Source organism: Methylobacterium sp. 77 (genome assembly GCF_000372825.1).
Lineage (GTDB): Bacteria > Pseudomonadota > Alphaproteobacteria > Rhizobiales > Beijerinckiaceae > Methylobacterium.
In genome coordinates, this window is the sequence record NZ_KB910516.1 from 4,158,011 (window position 1) to 4,181,650 (window position 23,640).

Here is a 23,640-nt window from a genome sequence, read left to right on the forward strand (position 1 = left end):
TCCTGGCGCGATCCGACCCTACCTGGCGACCGCCGATGATCACCCGTCAGTGACACCACCAACTCGAACGCATGATCCCTCGGCTTTCCCGAAAGGTTTTCATGCGTCAAATAACACCCCATCTGTCCGCGATGCCAGGTATTCCTTTCTCGATTTGATGGTCTGCTCAAGCTTGGCATAAACGCTCTGTAGCTGCTGATACAGCGGGTCCCTTTTCATCGCCTCGTCATCGACCTTTGGTCGCTGATCCTCGATCGGTGGAAGTGCATTGAACGTACTCTGCGTGATCGCAGTGTCGGCCTTCACGACGCGTCCACCCAACATCTTGGCAATTCTGTCTGCGCGAGCTTGTGCCACATCGGGGCCGTTCGTCCCGTTGGTCTCTCCTGACAGACTGTTCCGAAGCCTTTCGCCGAGGTCGTTATCCGATCCGACGACGCCTTGGTTATCGATCGTCGCAACAACCCTGCCGCCGACGACCACCGTCGCATACGGTTGGGTTGCCGGAGTGCGTCCGACGGGGAATGCCATGGGGGAAGACCGATCGGTGTACATGCGTTGAAGATAGAGCGTATTCGCTTCAATAATTTGCCGTGTTTGTCTGATATAAAATTTATATTGATCTTCAGGAAGCTCGGGAACATTGATGACCTTCAAATCGGCTGCGGTCCCTACGGCATCCCAGGTAAAAGTAACGGTCTGACCTTGTAGAATGACTGTAAAGGTCGAGGATGGAGCCGCAGAACCGGCCTGCTTGAGTCCGGAGTTCTGCTGCACGGTATTGACGCCGTCGCCATCGGAGCCTCGGGCATCGGACGTGCGCGTGTCGGCTAAGTCAGAGCCTGCTCTATTGGAATTGATGGAGCGGCTGGTCTGGTAGGGCGATGCTGATCCGATGGGGCTCAATGGTATGATCCAAAGGTTGCTGTTCGCTGATGCAATCAGATGTTTGTAGAAGGTGATACGTCCGAAAAAACAAACAAAGGCTCAAGACAATACCACTTCTCGTTGGGGCTCTGAAAAAAGCGATCCTGATGAGCGAACTGGTCACGCATCCGCCGGCGGACTCACACTTGACCGGTCTTGCGTCGAGCGATGCGGCGCCGGACCTTCAGGACGTGCAGGATACCGCTGATGACCCGCCTGTCATCGACCTCGGGGTAGGCCGTGAGGCAAGCGTGGCTTGGTCCGAGCCCAAGCCTCATCCGAGGGCCGTAACGGTCGTGCCAGCGCGATCTTGCTGCGCCTGAAGTCTCGAATCAGGAAGTAAACGCAAGCGACAGCAATGGGTTGTATGAGTTCTGGGCCTATCCCAACTTGCCCGAGGCGAGGGCCGCGCGGGCGGCCTCGAGCATCTCCTCCCGGAGCGGGTCGTCGTCGATGGCCCTGGCCAGGGCGACGGTGCCGACCAGGATCGACAGTGTGGTCAGGGCGCGCTGTCGGCGCCGTTTGGCCGGTCCCATCGGGAAATGGTCGGCGACGCGGTCGATCAGGTCTCGGACACCCTTGAGGAACCGCGATCGTACCGGACTACCGGGAGCCTCCCGCGAGACGTCGTTGGCCAGCGATGCCAGCGGACAACCGAAGGCGGGGTTTCGGACATGGGCGAGGGACAGGTATTGGGCCATCCATCCGTCGAGTTCGTCGGGCCGCCAGTTCTGGTTGGCCGCCAGGTCGAACGCTTCGACCGCAAGCGCCTCCTTGCTGGCGAACTGGCCGTAGAAGCCGCCATGCGTCAGCCCCGCCGAGGCCATGATGTCGGCGACGCTGACACCATGCAGGCCGCGCTCCCGGAACAGGGCGGCGGCGACTTCCACGACCCGTTCCCGGTTCAGTTTGGCCTGCGCCTGCGAAACCTTCGGCACCGTCCGGTCCTCCTGCATTCGACCCCTAATCTATAGATGTCGAGCGCCATGCAAAAGGGGCCCCGTGATCTCTCTGGCCCGTCTTGGCCGGGATCGCGCCGCCGCGGCAAGGCGGAGCGATGGACGCGGCCGGATTCTCGGATCGATCCGCGGCCACGGCCCGAATGATCAAGATGACGCGTGTCGTCGGCAGACTGTCCCAGACGGGCTTGCGCGGATCGACGGGTCGCCGGCAGGGCCCGGCGTCGCTTTTCCATGGTGTCCGCTCGTGAAATCTCGTCAACGGCGAGAACGCCTTACCGGCAGAACGTAAGGAAATTTTAACGCTGATCGGTGTGATTGAATCTGTCGCTGCGATGCGAAATTCCGCCTCGCGACGATGTCGAGAACGATCAGCGTGAGATGAGATGAAGACGCTCAGCTTGAGCCTGATGTCCCTGAAATCGCTGTCCGCCGCGGTGGCGGGAACGTCTGCGCTCGTTGTCCTCGTCTGCGGCAGCCTGACGAATCTCAGCCTGAGCCGGAACGACGCCCGCCGGCCGCTCGACACCACCCAGGCCTCCCAGCGCTTCGCCGCTGCCGTCGATCGTGGCGTGTACGACGTCGTCCAGGATCTCAAGACCCTCTCGATCGCCCTGAAGCAGACGTCTCGCGGCCTCGATGCGGATGAACTGCAGACGATCGTGAGCGCCTGGCTCGGATCGCGTCCCGATTATTCCGAACTCAACCTCGTGGCCGCGAATGGCCGCGTGAAGGTCGCCGGCAACGACCTCGGCTTCGGCCGGGACGTGTCCGGCCGTTCCTGGTTCCTCCGGGCCAAGGCCTCCCGCTCCATCGTCGCCGTGCCGTCGGCGGGGGCGGACGGCCAGACCGTCTTCGACATCGCCCTGCCGGTCCCCGGATCGGCGTTCGGAAGCGAGGACGTTCTCGTCGCGCGTCTGAACGAGGCGTGGCTCGGCGACATCCGGGACAGGGTGCTCGGGACATCTCCGGTCGCGAATGGTGCGACCGGCCTCGCCGTGCTCGGTCCCGATGCCCGATCCGGTTCGGGTCTCCTGGCTCAGCACTCGGCGGGCGGTCGCGAGTTCGTGGAACAGGTGACGCCGAGCGCGGGCTATCGCGACCTCGCCCCCTCGGGCTGGCTCGCCGTGGCCCGGAGCCCGAATTCCGGTCTGTCGCGGAATATCGAGGCGTTCCTGCCCGATGGCAGAACCACGGCGACGTGGCTGGCCGTCTGTATCCTGGCGGCCTGCGCGGGCTGGATCTTCGCCGGCCGCTTCGTGCGGCGGCTCAAGCTCATCGGCGACAAGGAACCGGGCCTCTCGGCGCCCTCGCGCATCGCCGAGCTGCAGGATCACGCGGAGCGTCTCGCCGCCCGCGAGCGAAGCGGCGTCCGCGCGCTTCAGGAGACGCGCTCGGCGCTGTCGCGCAGTCGCGAGCGCTTCCGCACCTTCGAGGCGATGTCGGGCTGGACCTACTGGGACATCGACATGGAGGCGGGGAGCGTCACCTGGACCGATCCGGCCACGCGCTCCACCAATGCCGTCTCCGACCGCGCCGTGGCTCTCACCGATCTGACGGACGGGATCGCCCCGGAAGACCGCGACCTCATGGCCTTCACGATGCAGGCGGCCTTGGACGAGGCGGGTCCGCACGACGTCGTTCTGCGCACCACCGGGACGTTGGCGCAGGATGGCCAACGGCGTCTCTTTGTTCGCTTCATCCGCGCCGAGGGCGACAACTCGGCGGGCAAGCCCGCGATGCTGCATGCGTTGAGCCGGGAATTCGCCGGCGAGGCGGGCCGGGACGAGGCTGGTCACGGGAATGGCCTCGACGCGGACGTCGTCGGTGCGTCCGGCATCGATGGCGGCGCCTCGCCGATCGAGCCCCGCCGCCGGGAGAGCGACGCCGCCGGGGAAGCCCGCAGTGGCACCGTCCTGCGCAAGGTCGTCGATGGGGTGATCCACGACTTCAACAACGTTCTGACCGTGGTCATCGCCAGTCTCGGCACGCTTCAGCGGCGTCACGAAATCCGTCCCGATCAGATGCGCCTCGTCGATGCCGCCTTGGCGGGCGCCCAGCGCGGATCGAGCCTGACCCGGCGCCTCGTCAATTTCGTTCGCCGGGACGATACCGGCCTGCAGGAAACCGACGTGGCCGTGACTCTCGCCGCCTTCGTCCCGTTCCTCGGCGCCAACGTGCTGCACCAGACCTCGGTCGAGACCCGGATACGGCCGGGATTGGCCAAGGTGCTGTGCAGCGAAAAGGTCCTTGAGGCCGTCCTCCTCAACCTCGCCTTCCATGTCCGCGACATCGGGTCCGAAGGCTTCGCCATCGGTGCCGACGAGAAGACGCTGTCGGCCGGAGAGGGCATCGCGCTTGCCCCCGGCCGCTACGTGCGGATCGTCCTCGCCAGCGGAACGCCCGCCCGCCATGCCGCGGTGATGCCTTCGGGCGACAGCGAGGCGACCAAGGCGGTGGCGGCCCTGCTCATGCAGGTCGGCGGCGGGTTCCGGCTCCTGGCGGATGGCAGTGGCGGCACCGGCTTCCTCGCCGAACTTTGGCTCCCGGCGGGCGAGGCCGCATCGAGGAGTGCTGCGTCCGAGGGAGGCGCCCCGACGCTTCCCCTTCGCGTGCTTCTCGTCGACAGCGACAGCCTCGTGCGCCAGAGCTTCGCCGATGCCCTCGCCGATCTCGGTCACGCGGTGATCCAGGCCGGCTCGGCCGAGCACGCGCTGGCGCTTCTCGACGAAGCGGCGAATTACGATGCGATGATCACCGACTGGGCCATGCCCGTGGTGAGCGGGCTCCAGCTGGCGGCGACCATGACCCAGCGCCATCCCCACATCCGGGTCGTCCTCGCGAGCCCGGGCGGCCAGATGCCGGTCAGCGCCCGCGCCTTCCTGCATATCGAGAAGCCGTTCCGGTATCCCGATCTCGCCGCCATCATGCGCGAGGCGGGCCGGAAGGACACGGCGGAAGCGGCCTGAGGGCAGGGGACAGGGGACAGGGGGCACCGTTCCCGGTCTCCGCTCCCCCATCGTTCGCCGCGGGCACCGTCACCCGGCAGGCTCCGCCTGGGCCGGCCGATGGGGGCGTCGACATCGCTCCCGGATCTCGACCCCACGGATGCCAGTCTTCGGCAGTGCCGTCTTGCCGGGGCGGCGAGCGAAATCCGACACCATAAGTCGAGCGCAAGCTTACACTCTCTCCTCAGCGTCGAGCGTGCCGTTAGGCGTCGATTAACGTTGATGGAACATAAAAGAAATTGCGTCGGTGGTAACGGTACCCATTGAGGGATGCATCCGGGCGCGTCGGGACAACAGGGTCGTGCCGCTATGAAGCGCTTCGCAGGTCTTACCGCTGTGCTCGTGCCCGCGTTCCTCGGCGGAGCGCCGGCTCAGGCGGCGGATTGGTATACCGGCGCCGAACCGGTCGTCCGGGACGATGCCTGGACCACGGCCGTGGACGCCTCCGCATCGGTCACCTCGAACAGCTCGGCCTTCGGCTCCCTCACGGGGACGTTCGCGACGGAAGGCACCCTGCTCCAGAGCGGCCCGCGCATCCGCGTCGAGGCGGTGGCCGGAACCTACAGCTATCCCGGTCAGGGCGTCGCCCAGCGGGTCACCGGTTACCAGGAGGAGGCGGCCCTCAGCGCCGGCTACGAGTGGATCTGGCGCGACGCAGCCCTCGCCGGCTTCGTCGGCTTCAACGTCCGGAGCAACCAGCTCTCGATTCTCGACCCGGACAATCCCGTGGTCGGCACGGGTGTCGGCGCGAAATTCGGCGCGAATTTCTATGCCCGGCCGACGGAAAACACGATGGTCTCGGCTTACGGATCCTATTCGACGCAGTTCAACGCCTATTACACGCGCTTCCGCGTCGGCTACATGGTCGCCGATGGAGTCTATGTCGGACCCGAAGCGATGGTCCTCGGCGACAACTTCTTCAGCCAGTACCGGATCGGTGCCCATGTCAGCGGCTTCTCCATTGGCCCGATCAAGATGGCCGTCGGTGTCGGCTACGTGAAGGACCGCATCCAGGGCAGCGGCTACTATTCGAGCGTGGAGGCCAGGGCCGCGTTCTGACACCCGGCCGCGTTCTGAAACCGGGCACATTCCGTTTCATTTTGGTGCTGTGCAACATTGGCTCCGGCAACGACGCCGCAGCGGACCGATTCCATTCAAAACGACACAATTACAACGCGATTTCTCGATTTTGAACGTGGCAGGAGAATCGCAACGTAACCGTTATGCGCCGTGCCTCGCGCGGCCGTGTCTCGTCGGATGCTTCCAAGTTCGGCATCCCACGCCACGGTCGCCTCGGGTGACTTCGCGAGACTTGATTGCGCTGACCGATTGCCGGTCCCCATAGGGATACTCGACGTGAGATCTGCATTGCGCTGGACCGTGTGGATGATGTCTGCGGTCATCGTCCTCGCTCTGCTGAGCCAGCCGATCAGCACGCAGGATCAGCTTGCGATGAGCCTCTGCGCCATGGCGGCGATGATCGCCCTGTGGGTCTTCTTCGACAACCCGCCGGCGAGGTTCATCTTCCTGGCGCTCGGGAGCCTCGTGGTACTGCGCTACATGTTCTGGCGCGTCACGAATACGCTCCCATCCCCCTCCGATCCGGTGAGTTTCGGGTTCGGTCTCGTTCTGCTGCTCGGCGAGCTCTACTGCGTCTTCATCCTCTTCATCAGCCTGATCATCAATGCCGATCCCCTGCGGCGCGCGACGCCGCCGATGGGACCGCCCGAGGACCTGCCCACCGTCGACATCTTCGTGCCGAGCTACAACGAGGATGCGGGGATCCTCTCGACCACCCTGTCGGCGGCCAAGCTCATCGACTACCCGGCCGACAGGCTCCGCGTCTGGTTGCTCGACGATGGCGGCACCGATCAGAAATGTGCCGATCCCGACCCGGACGCCGCGCAGGCCGCGATGCGGCGGCGGATGGAACTCCAATCCCTGTGCCAGTCGCTCGGCGTCACCTACCTGACACGGTCGCGCAACCAGCACGCCAAGGCCGGTAACCTCAATAACGGCCTCAAGCATTCGCAGGGCGAGATCATCGTCGTGCTCGATGCCGACCACGTGCCGTTCCGCTCGTTCCTGCGCGAGACGATCGGCCATTTCGCCGCCGATCCGCGCCTGTTCCTGGTCCAGACCCCGCACGCCTTCCTCAACCCCGACCCGATCGAGCGCAACCTGCGCACCTTCGACCGCATGCCCTCCGAGAACGAGATGTTCTACTCGGTGACGCAGCGCGGCCTCGACAAGTGGAACGGGTCGTTCTTCTGCGGTTCGGCCGCACTCCTGCGCCGGCGCGCCCTGGACGAGGCCGGCGGATTCTCCGGCGTCACCATCACGGAGGATTGCGAGACCGCCTTCGAGCTGCATTCCCGCGGCTGGAACAGCATCTATGTGGACACGCCGCTGATCGCCGGCCTGCAGCCCGACACGCTGGTGGCCTTCATCGGCCAGCGCTCGCGCTGGTGCCAGGGCATGTTCCAGATCATGATGCTCAAGAACCCGCTGTTCAAGCGCGGGCTGCATCCGATCCAGAAGCTCGCCTACCTGTCGAGCATGACCTTCTGGTTCTTCCCGGTGCCGCGCATGATCTTCATGTTCGCGCCGCTGCTGCACATCTTCTTCGACCTGAAGATTTTCGTCGCGAGCGTCGACGAGTCGATTGCCTATACCGCGACCTACATCGTCATCAACCTGATGATGCAGAACTATGTCTACGGCAAGTTCCGCTGGCCGTTCGTCTCCGAGCTGTACGAATACGTGCAGGGCCTCTATCTGATCCGCGCCATCGTCTCGGTGGTGACCTCGCCGCGCAAGCCGACGTTCAACGTCACGGCCAAGGGCGCCGCCCTCGACCAGGACCACCTCTCGCCGATGGCGTGGCCCTATTTCGCGGTCTACTTCATCCTGCTGATCGGCTGCGGCACCGCCCTGTACCGCTACCTGCTCGAGCCCGGCGTCACCAACCTGATGCTGGTGGTCGGCCTGTGGAACTTCTTCAACCTGCTCACGGCCGGCGCGGCCCTCGGCGTGGTGGCCGAGCGCCGGACCACCGAGGCGAGCCCGTCGCTCGCCATCGACCGGCGCGGCCGCCTCGTCCTCGGCGGACGCGCCCTCGACGTGGTGATCGAGCGCGCCTCGGCGCAGGGCTGCACGATCCGCTTCGGCGCCGAAGGCCTGCCGCCGGGAGCCGGGACGGCGCACCGCACGGGCCAGCTCTCGGTGGTTCCGTTCGACGGTGCCCCCGTCCAGGTCCCGCTGCCGGTGGAGATCGGCGGCATCTCGCAAGCCGGGGACGAGACGGTGGTCGTCCTGCAGTTCCAGCCCCTCGATCCCAAGGGCTACGGGGCACTGGCGAGCCTGATGTACGGCGATGCCGGCGCGCTCCTGCGCTTCCAGCAGAGCCGCCGCCGGCACAAGAACATCGTCTCCGGCACGCTCCAGTTGATGTGGTGGGGGCTGATCGAGCCGTTCCGCGCGGCGAGCTACGCCTTCAAGGCCGGGCACGCCACGGCGCGGGATGCCGCCGCGAAGCCGGCCTCGATCCTGCCGAAACAGGGGGCGAGGCAGCCCCTGCTGACGCCGGGCCCGGCGCGCTCCGGCGCGCACGAGGAGACGCGCGCCGCGCCATCCGCTCCCTCCGACAATCCCCTCGTCGTGCGTCAGGCCCCGGCCCGTATCCCCGGCAACGAATCGGCGACGGACTGGGTCCGCCTGATGCTCGAATTCGAGAACGACCGCCTTCTCGAAGGCTCCGGCAAGCCGTCGAACCGCGGATCGCACGACCCGCTGGTGCGGACGTGAAGGAGGTGACCATGCAGTCCGTTCGCGTCCTCACCGCCCTCTCGTGCCTCACCGCCCTCGGCCTGATCCTGCCGGCGCCCGGCAGCCAGGCCCAGAGCTTCCTCGGATCGGGGCCGGCCGAGCGCTTCTCGGTTCCCCCCGTCGGCGACGCCCTGCGCCGGCCGGACGCCCAGCAGCCGGTGCCGGCCCGTCCCACGGCCCCTCCGGCCGAGGCCAGGCGCGACACACCCGTCGCCAGGATCGCTTCGGCGCGGCGCCTGCCGGCGACCACCGATGGGTTCCGCATGGAGGGCGAGGAGGCGAGCTTGAGCCTGCCCGTCTACCTGACGGAAGCGCAGACGCGCGGGCGCCAGCGCCTGCGCATCTCCTACCTCTCGGCCATTTCGGTGGCGCCGGAAGCCTCCGAGCTGATGGTGAGCGTCAACGGCACGGTGATCGGCCGCACCAGCATCCAGGCGCCCGGCGCGGTGAAGGTGGTGGAGTTCGAGATTCCCGAGGGTAACCTCAAGCTCGGCTACAACGCGGTCTCGCTGTCCGCGAGCCAGCGCCACCGCGTCGATTGCTCGCTGAACGCCACGTACGAACTCTGGACGCAGATCGATCCGTCGCGCTCGGGCCTCGTGGTCGCCCCGGTCGCCGCCGCCAATCTCGAACTCAAGGACCTTCCCGCCCTCGAGCCGGATGATAGCGGCGCCCTGCCGGTCCGGGTCGTCACGTCCGACAAGCCGAACCTTCCCCGGCTCGAGCGCATGATCCACGCCGTGGAGGCTCTGGGCCTGATCGGCCGCATCGCCCAGCCCGTGGTCGAGTTCGGCCCGCCGATGTCGGGCCGGGCCGGCCTCAACCTCATCGTCGGGACGGCGGCGGAATTGCGGGAGATGCCCGATCTCGAAGGGATCGGCCCCACCGGCGGCCCGAGGTTGCTGGTCCTGCCGCCGCGTGCGGACAAGGCACCGACCCTCGTCGTCAGCGGCACCAGCTACGGTGAGATCGAGGATGCCATCGCCGCCCTGGCGCGGGGTGGCGAGACCTATGGAACCGCGACCGGCCTGAAGGCGGCGGCCCTGGCGCGCGGCATCATCCTCGAGGGTGACGAAACGGTCTCGCTCAAGAGCCTCGGCGTCTCGACGCGGGAATTTTCCGGGCGGCTGCTGCGCACCGATTTCGACGTCTATCTTCCGTCCGACTTCCTGCCCGCCGATTACGGCAAGGTCATGCTGAACCTGGCGGGCGCCTACGCGGCCGGCCTGACCTCGGAAGCCCGCATCCTCGTCGATCTCAACGGCAGCAACGCCGCCAGCGTGCCGCTGGCGCAGACGCGCGGCGAGGTCTTCGAGAACAACACCATCCCGCTGCCGCTCGCCCGCTGGCGTCCGGGCCTCAACCGGGTCGCGATCATGGCCCAGGTCCCGGCTCCCGCCGACGAGACCTGCGGCCTCAACGCCACGGATTCGAAGCGGGAGCGCTTCCTGATCCTCGATCGCGCCAGCCTGTCGATCCCCACGCTCGCGCGCGCGGCCAGGATCCCCGATCTCGCCGCGACCACGAGCGGAGCCCTCGCCTTCGTGAAGGGCGAGCGCCGTCCGCGCCTGGTGCTGCCGAGCCTCGACAAGGACACCGTCGCCGCCGCCACGACCCTCGCCGCCCGGCTCGCGGTGGCCGCCGGTCGGATGATCGATTTCGAGCTCGCCGGCGACATGCAGGGCGGTGCCTCCGGGCCGACCCTCGTCGTCGGCCCTGTGCGGTCGCTGTCACCCTCGACCCTGTCGGGGCTGGGACTCGACCCGGACCAGATCAGGACGATCTGGCAGGCGCGGGCGGAAACCACGCGCGCGCCCGGTCAATCCGGCTCGGTGCCGGCGCCGACCCTGGACCGGCTTCGTCGCAATCTGCCGCAGCGCTGCAGCCTGCCCGAACTCACCATGCGCGCAGCCGTCCCGAGCCCCTCCGCCGCCGCTCCCGGAGAGACCCGGCGCGGCGCCGAGGCCAAGCTGTCGGATGGCGATCTCGTGACCAAGTGGGACGAGACCCTGCGCGCCCGCCATCCCTTCGTGGAGGCGGCGGCCGGCACCGTCGAGCGAGCCGGGGCCGTGGTCTCCACCCTCGTCGGCGATCCCCGCACCTGGTTCGACGCGGCCAAGCCCTCGTCCGCCACCATCGCGGTGCCCCCCGGCGCCAGCCTGCTCATGGCGCAGGGCTTTCCCACCAAGGCGGCGGCACAGGACGGGTTCGACGGATCGGTCACGGTGGTGACCGCCCCCAACGCCCTGCTTCTCAAGGCGTCGACGGCCTGCCTCGTCGATCCTGCGGTCTGGGCGCGGATCGACGGACGCTTCGCGTTCCTCGATGCCTCGGACGGCTCCCTCGAAACGGTGGCGCCCCGGCAGGTCGACTTCGTCGAGACGAAGACCCGCTCCTTGTCCAACATCCGCCTCGTCACCGCCGGCTGGCTCTCGATGAACCCGGCGATCTACGTGGCGCTGACCCTCGGCTTCGCCCTGCTCCTCGGCCTGACGACGTCGTCGCTCGTCCGCAATATCGGCCGGAGGAACGGATGACCCGCGGCCTACCTCCCTTCGTCGGCCTCTCTCTCGGCGTCGTGCTGGCCCTCGCGAGCGCCTGGATCGCTCCCGCGCGGGCACAGGACGGCACCTCGCCGGTTCCGCCCTCCACCGCGATCCCCGCCGCTCCCACCCCGAGAGGAGACGCCATGCCCGGAGCCTCCAAGGTCGCGGCCCTGGTCGATTCCCTCAAGAATCCCGAGGTCTGGCGCGCCTACCGGTCCCGCTTCGTCACCGAGCAGGGCCGCGTGGTGGACACCGCCAACGGCATGATCAGCCATAGCGAAGGGCAGGGCTACGGCATGCTCCTCGCCGTGGCGGCCAATGACCGGGCCACCTTCGAACGGCTGTGGGGATGGACCCGCGCCAACCTGATGGTCCGTTCCGACGCGCTGATGGCGTGGCGCTGGGAGCCCGCCAAACGGCCGGCTATCGCAGACCTGAACAACGCCTCCGACGGGGATATCCTGGTCGCCTGGGCCCTCACCGAGGCGGCCGAGGCCTGGGACGAGGCCTCCTACCGGGTGGCCGCGCGGCGGATCGCCGTGGAGATCGCGCGCAAGGCCATCCTGTTCAAGGACAGGAACGGCGCCCTGCTGCTGCCGGCGGTCTCCGGTTTCTCCGCCGCCGAGCGGGCGGACGGACCGCTGATCAACCTGTCGTACTGGGTTTTCCCGGCCTTCGCCCGCCTGCCCGCCGTCGCCCCCGAATTCGATTGGGCGGCCCTGACCAATAGCGGCCTCAACCTCCTTCGCCGGTCCCGCTTCGGCCCGTCGAAACTGCCGACCGAATGGATCTCCCTGAAGGGCGACGAGCCGCGGCCGGCTGACGGATTCCCGCCGCTCTATTCCTACAATGCCATCCGCATCCCGCTCTATCTGGTCTGGGCGGGGATCGGGCGCCCGAGCGATTACGAGCCCTTCGTCGCCCTGTGGTCCGGCCCCGACCGCGAGCGGCTGCCCATCGTCGATACCGCCGATGGTCGGACGGTCGAGTCCCTGAGCGAGAGCGGCTACACCGCCCTGTCGGCCCTGCTTCTGTGCGACCGGCGCGGCACGCCGCTGCCGGACGGGTTCGGACGACCGCAGGCGGGGGAGAACTACTACCCGACCACGCTGCACCTCCTGGCGATGGTGGCGCTGCAGATGAGGAACCTGTCATGTCAGGCACGGTGATCCGCGGATCGGGACGGCCGGTGACCGCGACGTCGACGGCGCAAGCAAAGTCACCGATGGGTCGCGCCAAGCGGCTCACGCTGCTTGGCGGCGTCTCCCTCGTCGGGCTCTATCTCGTCATCCCGGCCGCGGGGCAGGCCGAGAACCCGGACGAGACGGCCCGCGCGCCCGCGATCATCGCCGCGCCCGGCAGCTCCGCTGCCGCCGGCATGGTCGACGAGAGCGCCCTTCGATACTACGCGTCGCAGAAGCAGACGGTGCGGATGAAGGCCGAGGCGGCCCGGCTGAAGCATCTCTATCCGGGCTGGACCGAGCCCACAGACCTCGACACGCTTCAGCCGAGTCCGCCCGAGGAGGCGCCGCTCTGGGACCTGTTCACCGCCGGGCGTTTCGACGACCTCGATGCGGCGATCGCGGCGCGGCGCGCGGCGGACCCGAACTGGCGCCCCTCCGACGAGTTGGCCCGCAAGCTCCTGCGCGCCAGCTTCCGCAGCCGCCTGAAGACCTTCGCCTCGGCGCGGAAGAACACGGAGGTGGTGGCCCTCTACCGGGCCGATCCCACCGCGCTCGATCCCAGCGACGTGGAGAGCTACTGGACGACGGCGGAAGCCCTGGCGGGCGAGGGCGGAGCCGCCGAAGCGTTCGGGCTCTACAAATCCGTGCTCGACACCAGCAACGATGCCGGCGCGCGCCTCGCCACGATCCAGAAGGCGATGGCGAACCTGCCGATGACCCTGGCGGAGAAGCTCATCGCCATGGGGCGTACCGATCCGGAGGGCGCCTCGGAGTTCCGTGGGATCGCCAACGACATCACCCGCGCCCGCATCGTCGCCGACCTTCACGGCGAGCCGGCGCAGGAGCCGAGCCCGGCGGAGATGGCCGCCTTTCAGGCCTATGCCCGCAGCTCCGGCGAACCGAGCCAGACCGGCCTGCTCGGCTGGTACAGCTACAATCACCGCCAGTTCCGGGCGGCCCTCGACTGGTTCAAGCTCGCCATCAGCCGCGGCGGCGACGCCATGATCGCCCACGGCCTCGCCCATACTCTGCGCGAACTCGGGATGCTGCGCGAGGCCGAGGAGGTGGCCTATGCCTGGCGCGACAAGTATGTCGGCAACAGCATCCTGTTCATCGACCTGATGGGCCGCAAGCTCACCCAGGCCAATCCGAGTTTCATCGATCTCGACCGGATCAGCCGCTATGCCAAGGTGACCCTGGCCACGGCGTCGGGGGAGGGTGCCGAAGCGCTTGGCTGGTACGCCTACAATTCGTGCCAGTTCGACGCCGCGCTGGAATGGTTTCAGCACGCCGCCGCCTGGCTTCCGGGCGAATCCGCCCTGACCGGCTACGCTCTGTCGCTGCAGCGCCTCAAGCGGACGCGCGACTACCTGACCATCGTCAACCGCTATGACGGGCTGTTCCCGAAGGTGGTGGATCTGCTGTTCCGCGAGGGACCGGCCGGACCGCCCCTCGCTTGCGCCGCCTCGGCGGACGCCGCCCCGCCCCAGGCCGCGCGTCCGGCACCCGGCGCTCCCGCCAATCCCGCCCCCTCCGCCCTCGCCCGGAACGCTGCCGCTTATGGTCGGGTCCCCAAACCCGATCCGTCGGGCGATGCTCAGGTGAAGCCCCTGCCGATCCAGCGGAACGAGTTCCCCCTCGCGGTCCCGTCCGAGAACGCCCTGCGCTACGCCCCCCCGTCGCTCGCGAGGATCGCGTCCGATCGCCAGGACGGCGCCTTCCTGGCGGAACCGTCCGCCTCGAAACCGGTCCCCCTCGTGGCGCGCCGGGTCCCCGGAGCGGGGCCGATGCCCTACGAGCGCTACGGCTACAACCTGCTGCCGGGATACGACGGCTCCGAACGGCCGACCGTCCAGTCGGAGCCGGGGGAGGGCACCCTCTGGCGAACGCAGCAGGCCGCCCGGAGCCGTGGCGTGCAGGAACGGGGGCCGTCCGAGACGGATCGCTTCACCTTGCCCGGTTCCCAGGCCGTCAATCGCGGCTACGATGGGCCCGACGCCGCGACGAGCCCGATGCAACGTCCATGATCAACCTCAATCGGTCGATACGCGCCCCGAAATCGGGCGTTTTCGTCGCCTTGATCCTGCTGTCGTCGACGCTCGCGGCCGGGGCGCAATCCGGCGAGGCCGCGATCGACATCCCCGAGGCGGGCCGCGGTACGAACGTGGCGCAGACCTCGTTTCGCGACGGCTACGCTCAGCGCATCACCTATGCCGGCGGCACGCGCAACTACGCGGAAATCAGCGTTCGCACAGGCACCGAGATGGGGGGGCGCTTCGGCTCGGCGCTCTCCTTGGCAAAGCCGACGCGATTGGGAATCGCCGCGGAACTCGCGACACGCTTCCCCGGCGAAGCTATGCGCGTCTCTACAATACCCAAACGGAACGCATACGGTCCCGTGGGCATCGCTCTCGGAAGCAACTGCCTCTACGCTTGGCAATGGATCGACCTCGCTCCACGCCTTGGCGGGCGGACTGATCCAGGCAGCCTCTTCGGCGCGAGCACCGAGCGAGCGGCGTCACTTCGGGTCAGCTTATGCCGGACTGCGTCCGCGACGCTGGCCGACCTCGTGGCCGGGGTCGAGCGTATGCGGATCTCGGTCGGAGCCGGGGGTGGCGAAGGCCGCTCGCGTCAGTCGATTTCGCCACCGGCGAGGGCACGGCGCGAGCGTCCATCCGCCCCTATCGCGAAGGAAGCGGCGAAACCGGCGCAGGCGCCCGGGGCCATGGAGAGGCCGAGCGCACGCGACCGGCGCTCCCCGCCCGAGCCCGTGGCGGACCGGAGCGTCCCGACCCTACCGCCGCCGCCCGCCACAGGCATCACGGTGCCCCTGCCGGCCGGTCAGCCGGGGACGCCGCGCTACATCACCGATCCCATTCCCAATGCGGCGCCGGCAGCGCCCGTCGCTGTGCCCAAGCCTGCTCAGAGGAATCCCGAGACGGACGAACGCCTGTCGCAGGACCTGCCTCTCAGGGCCTATCGACCGCCACCGTAACGCATTGTCAACGTTACGGAATATCGTTATCTGCCATCCCGCCGGTCACTCACGCTTTCCAGGCCTTGAGCGCGGCGAAGGGGCTGGCCGCCGGATCGGGCTGCGGCGGGTTGAGCACCGGCTCGACCTGGGCCACGGCATCGGCCAGAGAGAAGGCCGAACCGGCACTCAGCTTGCCGCCGGCCGCGTCCTTGTGGCCGCCGCCACGGAATCGTCGCGCACCATCCAGGGCCGTCTCGTCGTTCGAACGGAACGACAATGACCCCGTGCGCTGGACGTTGACGACACGGGTGGCCCTGCCGCTTTCCATGACGAGGTCGGACACCCGCTGGAACATGCCGGAATCGAGGCCGAAGGACAGGAACGTGCCATCCGAAAGACGATGGAACAGCGCATCCGACCGGGCCAGGGCACGGGCCATCCGCATACGGGTGGTCAATGCCGGATCGTCCTGAGGCTCGTCGGCCAGGAGCGCATCAACGAGGCGCCGCCGAGTTCCAGCGATCTCCGCCTCGACGCGGGCGGGCGAGGCTCCTTCACGCAACAGCGCCGACACGGCCCGCAGCAACGCGCTGATGAAGCGGTCGTGCCAGGGATGGCCCACAGGTATCAGGGTCGCGACGTTGTCCCAGAAGATCTCGTCGAGGGCGAGGCCGCCCCGGAAGGTCGGGCGCTCCTTCTTCCACAGATCGAGGGCATCGACGGCCTCGACGAGGGCCTGGAGTTCGTCGGCCGTCTCGCCCTCGACTTCCCGTGAGGCGTAGAGGCTGCGGTGCTCGTAGGCGAGGCGGGTCGCGCAGCGGTCCTCGTCGATGAGCACGACGACATTTGGGTCGGGAAGCTCGACCCGCGTCAGGCCGGAAATCTCCGCCACTGGCACGAGGACGAGGCCCTGCTCGCGGAGCTGATCGAGTGACGAGGCATGGTGATCGAGCACGATCAGTCGATGCCGTACCGCCTCGTCCCTGCGCTGGTTCATCGCCACGAAACGGGTGATGAAGGTCACGGCGACGGCCTCCAGGCCAAGATCCGTCATGATCAGGCATTCGGGTGCCTGAGCCCGGCTGAGCCGCTTCAACTCGGCATCGACCACCGGGCCGACATCCGCATAGCGCGGGATGTGGACGATCCGCGCCACGTCGAGGAAGGCCCCGACGATGGTCGACGCGCCGTAGCCGTCGAGGTCGTGGTGGGTCAGCTGGGTGACGGTCAAGGCAAGTCCTCGTGGCTCGGCAATTCGTCTCGCCTTATGGGCCAGTCGGACCGGATCGGCGACCCATCCCGCCCGGATCGCGTAATTTTCCGGCGTCCTCCCCCCGTGACGAGGGCGAAAATCCGCAGCCTTCAGGGCAACCAACTGAGCCAGCGGATCGCATCGCTCGGGAGCGACTGGATCATCGGCATCGGACATCCCCTGCGGAAGGAGGGGCGGTGATCTGAGGAGATGCAGGTTCCGCAACGTACGGGCAGCCTTATGCGCCGCACGATGGGGCAATGTCGGGAATGAATCGGGCGTCCTGATTTCATATTCAAGCCCTGTTCCCGGGAACGGGATCAGCCATCCGAAGCCTTCCAGAACGGCGCCAGAACCACCCGACTTTTCGCGCTGCCGCGCGGTTCGATCGGCAGTCGCTTCCGCTACGTCCGGCAAAGCCTCCGTTTTCGTTCAGCCGCTGTCCAGATTCGGAAGTGTAGCGTCCGTCAACGGTTCAGCTTGTTGTCGGAGTGCGTGTATCGATATTTGCGTGCAAGCCGTATTTGTTGGCGTGGCACTTCATTCGCTGGATTAAGGTTTCCTGAATACATCTTTCAGAACGCGTTAAATCGCTCGCCGCTAGCACCGACACCGACATAACGGTGGAGAGCCATGACGAGCGATGCCAGCGATATCCACGGCCGTTTCGAACTGCCGAACGCGGAAAGCCGAGAATCCCACTCTCCTGATTCCGGTGACGCGGGCTCTTGTTCCGAGGCCAGGGCAATCGCCGGTGTCTGCGCGGATCGCACCCGAGCCGGCATGGACCGAGCCGGCATGGACCGAGAGACCCGGCGTCGGATCGGACGAAACCTCCGCATCCTCTACGGCAACGTCCTGGATCTGCCGTTACCCGACCGGTTCGAGGCACTCCTCGCCGAATTATCGGACCAGCCTGCTGCGCGGGAGACCTCATGATGAATGCCGTCCTTCGTCCCATCGGAACGCCGTCGGGCGCCGATGCCGAGATGCGCGACCTCCTGCTCGGCGCGATCCCGGCCCTCAGGGCCTTCGCCTACTCGCTGACCTACGATCTCGATCGCAGCGATGACCTCGTTCAGGACACGCTGGTGAGGGCCTGGACCAAGGCGGACAGCTTTGCCCGCGGCACGAACCTGACGGCGTGGCTGTTCACCATCCTGCGGAACCTGTTCTATTCCGAACAGCGCAAGCGTAAGCGTGAGGTGGAGGATGCCGATGGAGCCCTGGCCGGGCGGCTGACCAGTCTGCCAGAGCAGGAGATCCGCGTGGAGATGCGCGAGTTCCAGGCCGCCCTCGACCTCTTGCCCCTGAGCCAGCGCGAGGCTCTCGTCCTCGTCGGCGCGCAGAGTTTCACCTACGAGGAGGCCGCCGAGATCTGCGGCGTCGCTGTCGGCACCATGAAGAGCCGGGTGAGCCGCGCCCGTGGCCGGTTGATCGAGACGCTAGGCATGAACGGCACCGACGATATCGGGGCCGATGCCTTCACGCGAGCCGCGCTCGGCAGCGCCTGACCGGCGGCGGAGATCGCCGATCGCCGAGCCGGTCCGTCGAAGCGACGTCGCTTACTTGCACTCCTCGCGCGCTCGCTTCATCGCGTCGCCGAACCCCGCCAGCGCGTATTCGTCGTTGGTGGGGTTGCCAGGCATTGAAACAGTTTTGATCTGCAGCTTCGGTAAACGCGCCATCTCCGCAACCAGTCGACTCTCGTCTGCAGGTTCTTTTAACCACGCGTTCTTGTCTTTCACGAGAAGCCCATATTGCGAATTGCCAATACTTATCATGGGGTCAGTCGCGGATGACGTCGTGGTAGCCTTGGTCTGACTACTTGCTAGTTTAGGGAAGAAGCCGAACATCACCGCCACTTCGTTTTGGACGTTGTCGGCCTTGCGGATGGTGACGAACAGATAAGCGGTGTCGCGCTTCAGCGTCTTGGGCGAGCGGGCCTGGGGCTGGGCGATGGCGTAGCAGGTGCGGGTCTTTCCCTGGCCGTTGGCGAAGACGTTCCAATCCCCGAAGATGGCGACCGGTGTCGCCTGCTGCATGCCCGGCGCGCTCACCGCCTTCTTCCTTTCCCGTCCGCGTTTCCGCGACGTGGCCGGTGAATCCGGCTCAGCACTCGTTTCCTGCTGCGCGAGAGCCGGTGAGTTGCCGGTGAAAGGCACCGGGCCGAAAGTCGAGAGGTAGGCGGCCGTGGCGGCGAGGAGAAGAGTGCGGCGGACAGGGTTCAGCATCGTGTTCAGGTTCTCGAATACGGAAAGGCCGCCCCATGGCGCTCGCTGCAGACTGGCGCCGCGAGGTGCGGTTCTGCAGCGATCGTCGTGGTGTCGACAAATGCTGCCAAATTGTCCGGAATTGCGGCGGGACATCATAAGGAACAGGCCCACTGTTTCGGATGAGAGCGTCATCCCGAAAAATGGGAGCCGGTTTCCGGACAGAATGATGCGCTATCATCCCAGCTACGGCATCGTCCCGGATACCCGTAGCCGGGACGATGCCGTAGAAATCCAGGCCGATGGTCGGAAATATCGTGAGCGCAGACAGCTCTTCGGAAAGCCGGCGCGCGGTCGTTTCAGGCCGGGTGTGCGTCAGGAGCTAGCATTGCCCCGGCGAGGATGGCGCCCACCGCCATCTCGACCTGCGGCGGCTCGGCGAGAGCAATGCCGGTCGGTGCCAAATCGGCAATGGATGCTGCCGTATGAGGTTTGGTGGCGGAGGCTTCCATCCCATCTCGGACGGGCAAAGCCCGAGGTGTCGGGTCGTTGTAGGGCGTATTGTAGCATTTGCGGATCGACGCCCAAAACGCCATTCGGTCCGCTTCCGGCAGGCGGGACAGGACGGAATCGATCAGACTGGTGGCGTGTGCCGCGAGGGCGGGTGTATCTTCGGGTTTTATCCAACTCTCGACGGGCATCGGCATCTCCGGCGTGCTTTGTCCGAGCTTTACTGAGGATCACATAGCTTGGCCGTGAACGCACCCGCTCCGGCCGAGCTTTTTTGTTGCCCTGTGAATCACGAGGTTACGGGTGAGGTACCGAGCAGGTTCAGCCAGCGCTTGGCCTGCGCCTTCACATTGTCAGGGGCAGTTCCGCCATAGCTGGTGCGGCTGGAGACCGAATTCTCCACCCCGAGCACTGCATAGACCGCATCTGTGATCCGCGGCTCCGACTCCTGCATCTCGGACAACGACAATTCCTCCAACCCGATACCCTTGGCGGAGGCGGCGCCGACGAGACGGCCGGTGACGTGATGCGCTTCGCGGAAGGGCAGACCGAGTTCGCGCACCAGCCAATCGGCGAGGTCCGTCGCCGTGGCATAGCCCGAGCCGGCGGCGCGGGCGAGCAATTCGGCGTTGGGCTCCAGGTCGCGGACCATGCCGGTCATCGCCGCGAGGCAGAGGGAGAGCGCCTGGAGCGCGTCGAACGTGCCCTCCTTGTCCTCCTGCATGTCCTTCGAATAAGCGAGCGGAAGGCCTTTCATGACGATCAGCAGGCCGGTGAGCGCGCCGATGACGCGGCCGGATTTGGCGCGCACGAGTTCGGCCGCGTCCGGGTTGCGCTTCTGCGGCATGATCGACGAGCCGGTGGTGTAGCCGTCGGACAGCTTGACGAAGTTGAACTGGGCCGAGGTCCACACCACCAGTTCCTCGGCGAAGCGCGAGAGGTGGACGGCGCAGATCGAGGCGGCGGAGAGGGATTCCAGGGCGAAGTCGCGGTCGGCCACCGAGTCGAGAGAGTTCGCGGTCGGCCGGTCGAAGCCGAGGGCGGCGGCCGTGGCGTGACGGTCGATGGGGAAGGAGGTGCCGGCAAGGGCGGCCGCACCGAGCGGGCATTCGTTGAGCCGCGCACGGGCATCGCGAAAGCGGCCACGGTCGCGGGCCAGCATCTCGACATAGGCGAGGCAATGGTGACCGAATGTGACGGGCTGGGCCGATTGCAGGTGGGTGAAGCCCGGCATCACCGTGCCGGCATGGGCCAGGGCCTTCTCGGCGAGCGCGCTCTGAAGCCCGGCGGCCTGCTCGTCGAGGCTGTCGAGGGTGTCGCGCACCCACAGCTTCATGTCGGTAGCAACCTGGTCGTTGCGTGACCGGGCGGTATGCAAGCGCCCGGCGGCAGGGCCGACGATTTCGGTGAGCCGGCTCTCGACGGACATGTGGATGTCCTCGAGCTCGCGCTTGAATACGAAGCCCCCGGCTTCGATTTCTTCGCGCACGGCCTTGAGACCGTCCTCGATCGCGGCCACATCGGCGGACGGCAGGATGCCTGCCTTGCCCAGCATCGCCACATGCGCCAGTGAGCCGCGGATGTCCTGGGGTGCGAGGCGCTTGTCGAATCCGATGGAGGCGTTGATCTCCTCCATGATCTCGGCGGGGCCGCTCGCGAAGCGCCCGCCCCACATCCGGTTGCTCATGTCGACACTGTTCCTCTCGGTCGCCCCATCCACCCGTCGGGCGACGCAACGATGATGCCCGGAGCCAAGGCGACCCTGGCTGCGGCAGCCATCGGCGCCGTCCTGATCGCGGGCGGTCTCGCCGTATACGGGACGCGTCCGACCGGCGGCAACAGCGAGGCGGTCGCCGCGCCGTGCCTCGGTGCGGTCGAGACGATCACGCGCATCGCCCCCCATGCTCGCGGCGAGGTGGCCGCCATGGAAACCGCCAAGGTTCCGCGCCCGGCTCCGGACCTCGTGTTCAAGGGGCCGGACGGCACCGACCAGACGCTCGCCCAGCTCCAGGGCCGCCTCGTGCTGGTGAACCTGTGGGCAACGTGGTGCGCGCCGTGCAAGGCCGAGATGCCGGCTCTCGACCGGCTCGCGGGGACGCTCGGGGGACAGGATTTCACCGTCGCCGCGATCAACGTCGACACGCGCAACCTCGACAGGCCACCGCAATGGCTGAAGGATAACGGCATCGCCAACCTCGCCTATTTTGCCGATCCCGGTGGGCGGGTGCTGCCGGCGATGCAGAAGGCGACGGGGTCGCTCGGCCTGCCCACGACGATGCTGGTGAGTGCCAAGGGCTGCATCCTTGGTGTCATGAAGGGACCGGCCGATTGGAGCAGTGAGGACGCCAAGCGGCTGATACGGGCGGCTCTCCACCGCGACTGATCCGACAGGCGATCCCGGCCGGCCGATCCGGCGTAAGACGTGCCGAGTGTCGAGCCCAGTTGGGCATCGCGACCGGCGTCACCAAATCTTAATCGAACTGGTATTTCATTTACGGCTCAAACGTTTGGGATTGACAGCCGTAATGTCCGCCAAATCCATGTCTATTCAAGCAAAGCTCATTTCCAGCTTTGGGATTGTTTTTCTATTGGTGGTGGCACTTGGCGGGTCGTCCCTTTATTTTCTGCGTGCCGTCAACGACGTGGCGCGGGAAATGCGAGACGATCACCTTCCGAATACCGAGATGCTCGGCAAGATCCAGGTTCTGGTTCTGCGGCAGCGGGTCAATGGCGGGCGGCTGATCACTGCGGACACACCCGAATTGCGGGCCAGCGTGACCGCTCAGCTCAAGCTGCGCGCCGATCAGATGCGCGAGATCCAGACCGCTTATGTGCCTCGCCTCGAAACAGTGGAAGAGAAGGCGCTGTACAAGGCGTTCGAGACTCAATGGTCTGCCTATTTGGCGCTGCAGGAGGGCATCGCCGCCGAAGCCCAAGCCGGAAAACTCGCCGAGGCTCAGCGCACGTACAACACGACCATGTCGACGGGGATCAGCTCTGTTCTGGCCGAGCTTCAGAAGCTCGTCGATTATGAGGCGCGCGTCGCTCGCGAGAGCGGCGCTCATGCCCAGGCGACCTATGACAATGCCCTGGTCTTCTCCTTCGTCCTCGTTGGCCTGGCTGCCGCGATCGCTGCCGGCGCCGCCATCATGCTCGCCGTCGGTGTGAGCCGACCCTTGCGTCGGATGGTTTCGGCGATGGACCGCCTCGCTCAAGGAAATACCGACATCGCGGTGCCGGGCATCGATCGCGGGGACGAGGTCGGCGCGATGGCGAAGGCGGTGATCGTATTCAAGGACAACATCATTCGCACCCGCATCCTCGAAGTGGAGACCGAAGCTGCGCGGGCCGGCGCCGAAGCCCAGCGCAGGGCGGCAATGATCGACATGGCCAACCAGTTCGAGCTCGCTGTCGGCGGCATCGTCACCCAGGTCAGCGCGGCCGCCACCGAGTTGCAGGCCACGGCGGGCAGCATGAGCGCCACGGCCACGCAGACCGCCCAGCGCTCGACCAATGCCGCCACCGCTGCGGACACCGCATCGGCCAACGTCACGACGGTGGCCTCGGCGGCGGAGGAGCTCGGCTCATCGGTCCAGGAGATCGGGCGCCAGATGCAGGGCTCGGCCAACCTGTCGCAGCGTGCCGTGAGCGAGGCCGCCTCGACCGCGAACCTCGTGCGCGATCTCAGCGAGTCCACCGCACGCATCGGGGATGTGGTGTCCCTGATCTCGATGATCGCCGGGCAGACCAACCTGCTCGCCCTGAACGCCACCATCGAGGCAGCGCGGGCGGGCGAGGCGGGCAGGGGTTTCGCGGTCGTCGCTTCCGAGGTGAAGGCGCTGGCGAGCCAGACCGCCAAGGCCACCGAGGAAATCACAGGCCAGATCGCAAGGATTCAGGCGTCCACCGACCTCGCGGTGACCGCAATCGCCGGGATCACCCAGCGTATCCGTGAGATCGACGACGTCTCGGCCTCCATTGCCGCCGCCGTGGAGGAGCAGGGGGCGGCGACCTATGAGATCGTCCGCAACGTCACGGAAGCTTCGGCCGGAACCAAAGAGGTCACCCACAACGTCAACGCAGTCGCTGCGGCTGCCGAGGAGACGGGTGCAGCCTCCGCTCAGGTTCTCGCTTCGGCCTCCGAATTGTCGCTGCAGTTCAACACCCTGGACACGGCGATGTCGCGGTTCCTCACCACGATCCGAGCAGCATGACAGCCGGCTCCTGATCCGTCAC

The 23,640-nt window shown here is 66.8% G+C and carries 17 protein-coding genes and 1 pseudogene; 11 read left to right on the forward strand and 7 right to left on the reverse strand.

All coding sequences use genetic code 11. The features are described 5' to 3' along the window. Positions 1 to 99 precede the first annotated feature (99 nt). The 3 genes and pseudogenes from A3OK_RS24195 to A3OK_RS0119745 all read right to left on the reverse strand — a co-directional run bounded on the left by A3OK_RS24195 (position 100) and on the right by A3OK_RS0119745 (position 1,865). Positions 100 to 906: a hypothetical protein gene (locus A3OK_RS24195; protein ID WP_155912079.1), complete on the reverse strand. Its 807-nt coding sequence runs from the start codon at positions 904 to 906 to the stop codon at positions 100 to 102. 200 nt (positions 907 to 1,106) lie between these two features. After that, a pseudogene (locus A3OK_RS24405) lies at positions 1,107 to 1,230 on the reverse strand (IS5/IS1182 family transposase); the annotation flags it as partial. Positions 1,231 to 1,307: 77 nt separating this feature from the next. Then, positions 1,308 to 1,865: a TetR/AcrR family transcriptional regulator gene (locus A3OK_RS0119745; protein ID WP_026597451.1), complete on the reverse strand. Its 558-nt coding sequence runs from the start codon at positions 1,863 to 1,865 to the stop codon at positions 1,308 to 1,310. A gap of 407 nt (positions 1,866 to 2,272) precedes the next feature. On the opposite strand from A3OK_RS0119745, the gene A3OK_RS0119755 reads away from it, so the two are divergent. The 7 genes from A3OK_RS0119755 (at position 2,273) to bcsN (ending at position 15,447) form a co-directional block, all read left to right on the forward strand. Beyond that, positions 2,273 to 4,855, forward strand: a complete 2,583-nt coding sequence (locus A3OK_RS0119755) for a response regulator (protein ID WP_019906623.1) — start codon at positions 2,273 to 2,275, stop codon at positions 4,853 to 4,855. A 348-nt stretch (positions 4,856 to 5,203) separates the two neighbouring features. Beyond that, positions 5,204 to 5,953, forward strand: coding sequence for a cellulose biosynthesis protein BcsS (gene bcsS / locus A3OK_RS0119760; protein ID WP_019906624.1), 750 nt, complete (start codon positions 5,204 to 5,206; stop codon positions 5,951 to 5,953). 297 nt (positions 5,954 to 6,250) lie between these two features. Further along, positions 6,251 to 8,701: a UDP-forming cellulose synthase catalytic subunit gene (gene bcsA, locus A3OK_RS23135; RefSeq protein WP_280791126.1), complete on the forward strand. Its 2,451-nt coding sequence runs from the start codon at positions 6,251 to 6,253 to the stop codon at positions 8,699 to 8,701. 11 nt (positions 8,702 to 8,712) lie between these two features. Then, complete coding sequence (locus A3OK_RS0119770; RefSeq protein WP_036303207.1) at positions 8,713 to 11,259, forward strand: cellulose biosynthesis cyclic di-GMP-binding regulatory protein BcsB; 2,547 nt, start codon at positions 8,713 to 8,715, stop codon at positions 11,257 to 11,259. Next, positions 11,256 to 12,437: a glycosyl hydrolase family 8 gene (locus A3OK_RS0119775; RefSeq protein WP_019906626.1), complete on the forward strand. Its 1,182-nt coding sequence runs from the start codon at positions 11,256 to 11,258 to the stop codon at positions 12,435 to 12,437. The genes A3OK_RS0119770 and A3OK_RS0119775 overlap by 4 nt, the downstream gene beginning before the upstream one ends. Next, positions 12,422 to 14,479 carry a hypothetical protein gene (locus A3OK_RS0119780; RefSeq protein WP_019906627.1) on the forward strand — a complete coding sequence of 686 codons (2,058 nt, stop codon included), beginning with the start codon at positions 12,422 to 12,424 and terminating at the stop codon, positions 14,477 to 14,479. The genes A3OK_RS0119775 and A3OK_RS0119780 overlap by 16 nt, the downstream gene beginning before the upstream one ends. After that, positions 14,476 to 15,447: a cellulose biosynthesis protein BcsN gene (gene bcsN / locus A3OK_RS0119785; protein WP_019906628.1), complete on the forward strand. Its 972-nt coding sequence runs from the start codon at positions 14,476 to 14,478 to the stop codon at positions 15,445 to 15,447. The genes A3OK_RS0119780 and bcsN overlap by 4 nt, the downstream gene beginning before the upstream one ends. A 49-nt stretch (positions 15,448 to 15,496) precedes the next feature. On the opposite strand, the gene A3OK_RS0119790 is transcribed toward bcsN, so the two are convergent. Further along, positions 15,497 to 16,660, reverse strand: a complete 1,164-nt coding sequence (locus A3OK_RS0119790) for a hypothetical protein (protein ID WP_019906629.1) — start codon at positions 16,658 to 16,660, stop codon at positions 15,497 to 15,499. A gap of 819 nt (positions 16,661 to 17,479) precedes the next feature. On the opposite strand from A3OK_RS0119790, the gene A3OK_RS24410 reads away from it, so the two are divergent. Beyond that, a complete protein-coding gene (locus A3OK_RS24410; protein ID WP_196805455.1) occupies positions 17,480 to 17,620 on the forward strand; it encodes a NepR family anti-sigma factor in 141 nt (46 codons plus the stop codon). Continuing rightward, positions 17,620 to 18,195 carry a sigma-70 family RNA polymerase sigma factor gene (locus A3OK_RS0119805; protein ID WP_019906632.1) on the forward strand — a complete coding sequence of 192 codons (576 nt, stop codon included), beginning with the start codon at positions 17,620 to 17,622 and terminating at the stop codon, positions 18,193 to 18,195. Before A3OK_RS24410 ends, A3OK_RS0119805 begins: the two co-directional genes overlap by 1 nt. 51 nt (positions 18,196 to 18,246) lie before the next feature. Here A3OK_RS0119805 and A3OK_RS0119810 read toward each other — a convergent pair whose 3' ends face one another. The 3 genes from A3OK_RS0119810 to argH form a co-directional block, all read right to left on the reverse strand. Then, positions 18,247 to 18,915, reverse strand: coding sequence for a hypothetical protein (locus A3OK_RS0119810; RefSeq protein WP_019906633.1), 669 nt, complete (start codon positions 18,913 to 18,915; stop codon positions 18,247 to 18,249). Between the two features lie 338 nt (positions 18,916 to 19,253). Then, positions 19,254 to 19,595: a hypothetical protein gene (locus A3OK_RS0119815; RefSeq protein WP_019906634.1), complete on the reverse strand. Its 342-nt coding sequence runs from the start codon at positions 19,593 to 19,595 to the stop codon at positions 19,254 to 19,256. 98 nt (positions 19,596 to 19,693) lie between these two features. After that, positions 19,694 to 21,091, reverse strand: a complete 1,398-nt coding sequence (gene argH / locus A3OK_RS0119820; RefSeq protein WP_019906635.1) for an argininosuccinate lyase — start codon at positions 21,089 to 21,091, stop codon at positions 19,694 to 19,696. A 54-nt stretch (positions 21,092 to 21,145) separates the two neighbouring features. Here argH and A3OK_RS0119825 point away from each other — a divergent pair, with 54 nt between their 5' ends. Both A3OK_RS0119825 and A3OK_RS0119830 read left to right on the forward strand, forming a co-directional pair. Next, complete coding sequence (locus tag A3OK_RS0119825) at positions 21,146 to 21,787, forward strand: TlpA disulfide reductase family protein (protein ID WP_026597454.1); 642 nt, start codon at positions 21,146 to 21,148, stop codon at positions 21,785 to 21,787. A 157-nt stretch (positions 21,788 to 21,944) separates the two neighbouring features. Then, positions 21,945 to 23,618, forward strand: coding sequence for a methyl-accepting chemotaxis protein (locus A3OK_RS0119830; RefSeq protein ID WP_036303216.1), 1,674 nt, complete (start codon positions 21,945 to 21,947; stop codon positions 23,616 to 23,618). Positions 23,619 to 23,640 lie beyond the last annotated feature (22 nt).

Excerpts from the sequence above, each read along its gene's own strand:
- bcsN (WP_019906628.1), top strand. The coding sequence starts at position 14,476 with ATGATCAACCTCAATCGGTCGATACGCGCCCCGAAATCGGGCGTTTTC.
- A3OK_RS0119810 (WP_019906633.1), bottom strand. The coding sequence starts at position 18,915 with ATGCTGAACCCTGTCCGCCGCACTCTTCTCCTCGCCGCCACGGCCGCC.
- A3OK_RS0119755 (WP_019906623.1), top strand. The coding sequence starts at position 2,273 with ATGAAGACGCTCAGCTTGAGCCTGATGTCCCTGAAATCGCTGTCCGCC.
- A3OK_RS0119825 (WP_026597454.1), top strand. The coding sequence starts at position 21,146 with ATGCCCGGAGCCAAGGCGACCCTGGCTGCGGCAGCCATCGGCGCCGTC.
- A3OK_RS0119775 (WP_019906626.1), top strand. The coding sequence starts at position 11,256 with ATGACCCGCGGCCTACCTCCCTTCGTCGGCCTCTCTCTCGGCGTCGTG.
- bcsS (WP_019906624.1), top strand. The coding sequence starts at position 5,204 with ATGAAGCGCTTCGCAGGTCTTACCGCTGTGCTCGTGCCCGCGTTCCTC.
- argH (WP_019906635.1), bottom strand. The coding sequence starts at position 21,091 with ATGAGCAACCGGATGTGGGGCGGGCGCTTCGCGAGCGGCCCCGCCGAG.
- A3OK_RS0119830 (WP_036303216.1), top strand. The coding sequence starts at position 21,945 with ATGTCTATTCAAGCAAAGCTCATTTCCAGCTTTGGGATTGTTTTTCTA.
- A3OK_RS0119815 (WP_019906634.1), bottom strand. The coding sequence starts at position 19,595 with ATGCCCGTCGAGAGTTGGATAAAACCCGAAGATACACCCGCCCTCGCG.
- A3OK_RS24410 (WP_196805455.1), top strand. The coding sequence starts at position 17,480 with ATGGACCGAGAGACCCGGCGTCGGATCGGACGAAACCTCCGCATCCTC.
- A3OK_RS0119805 (WP_019906632.1), top strand. The coding sequence starts at position 17,620 with ATGAATGCCGTCCTTCGTCCCATCGGAACGCCGTCGGGCGCCGATGCC.
- A3OK_RS0119780 (WP_019906627.1), top strand. The coding sequence starts at position 12,422 with ATGTCAGGCACGGTGATCCGCGGATCGGGACGGCCGGTGACCGCGACG.
- A3OK_RS0119770 (WP_036303207.1), top strand. The coding sequence starts at position 8,713 with ATGCAGTCCGTTCGCGTCCTCACCGCCCTCTCGTGCCTCACCGCCCTC.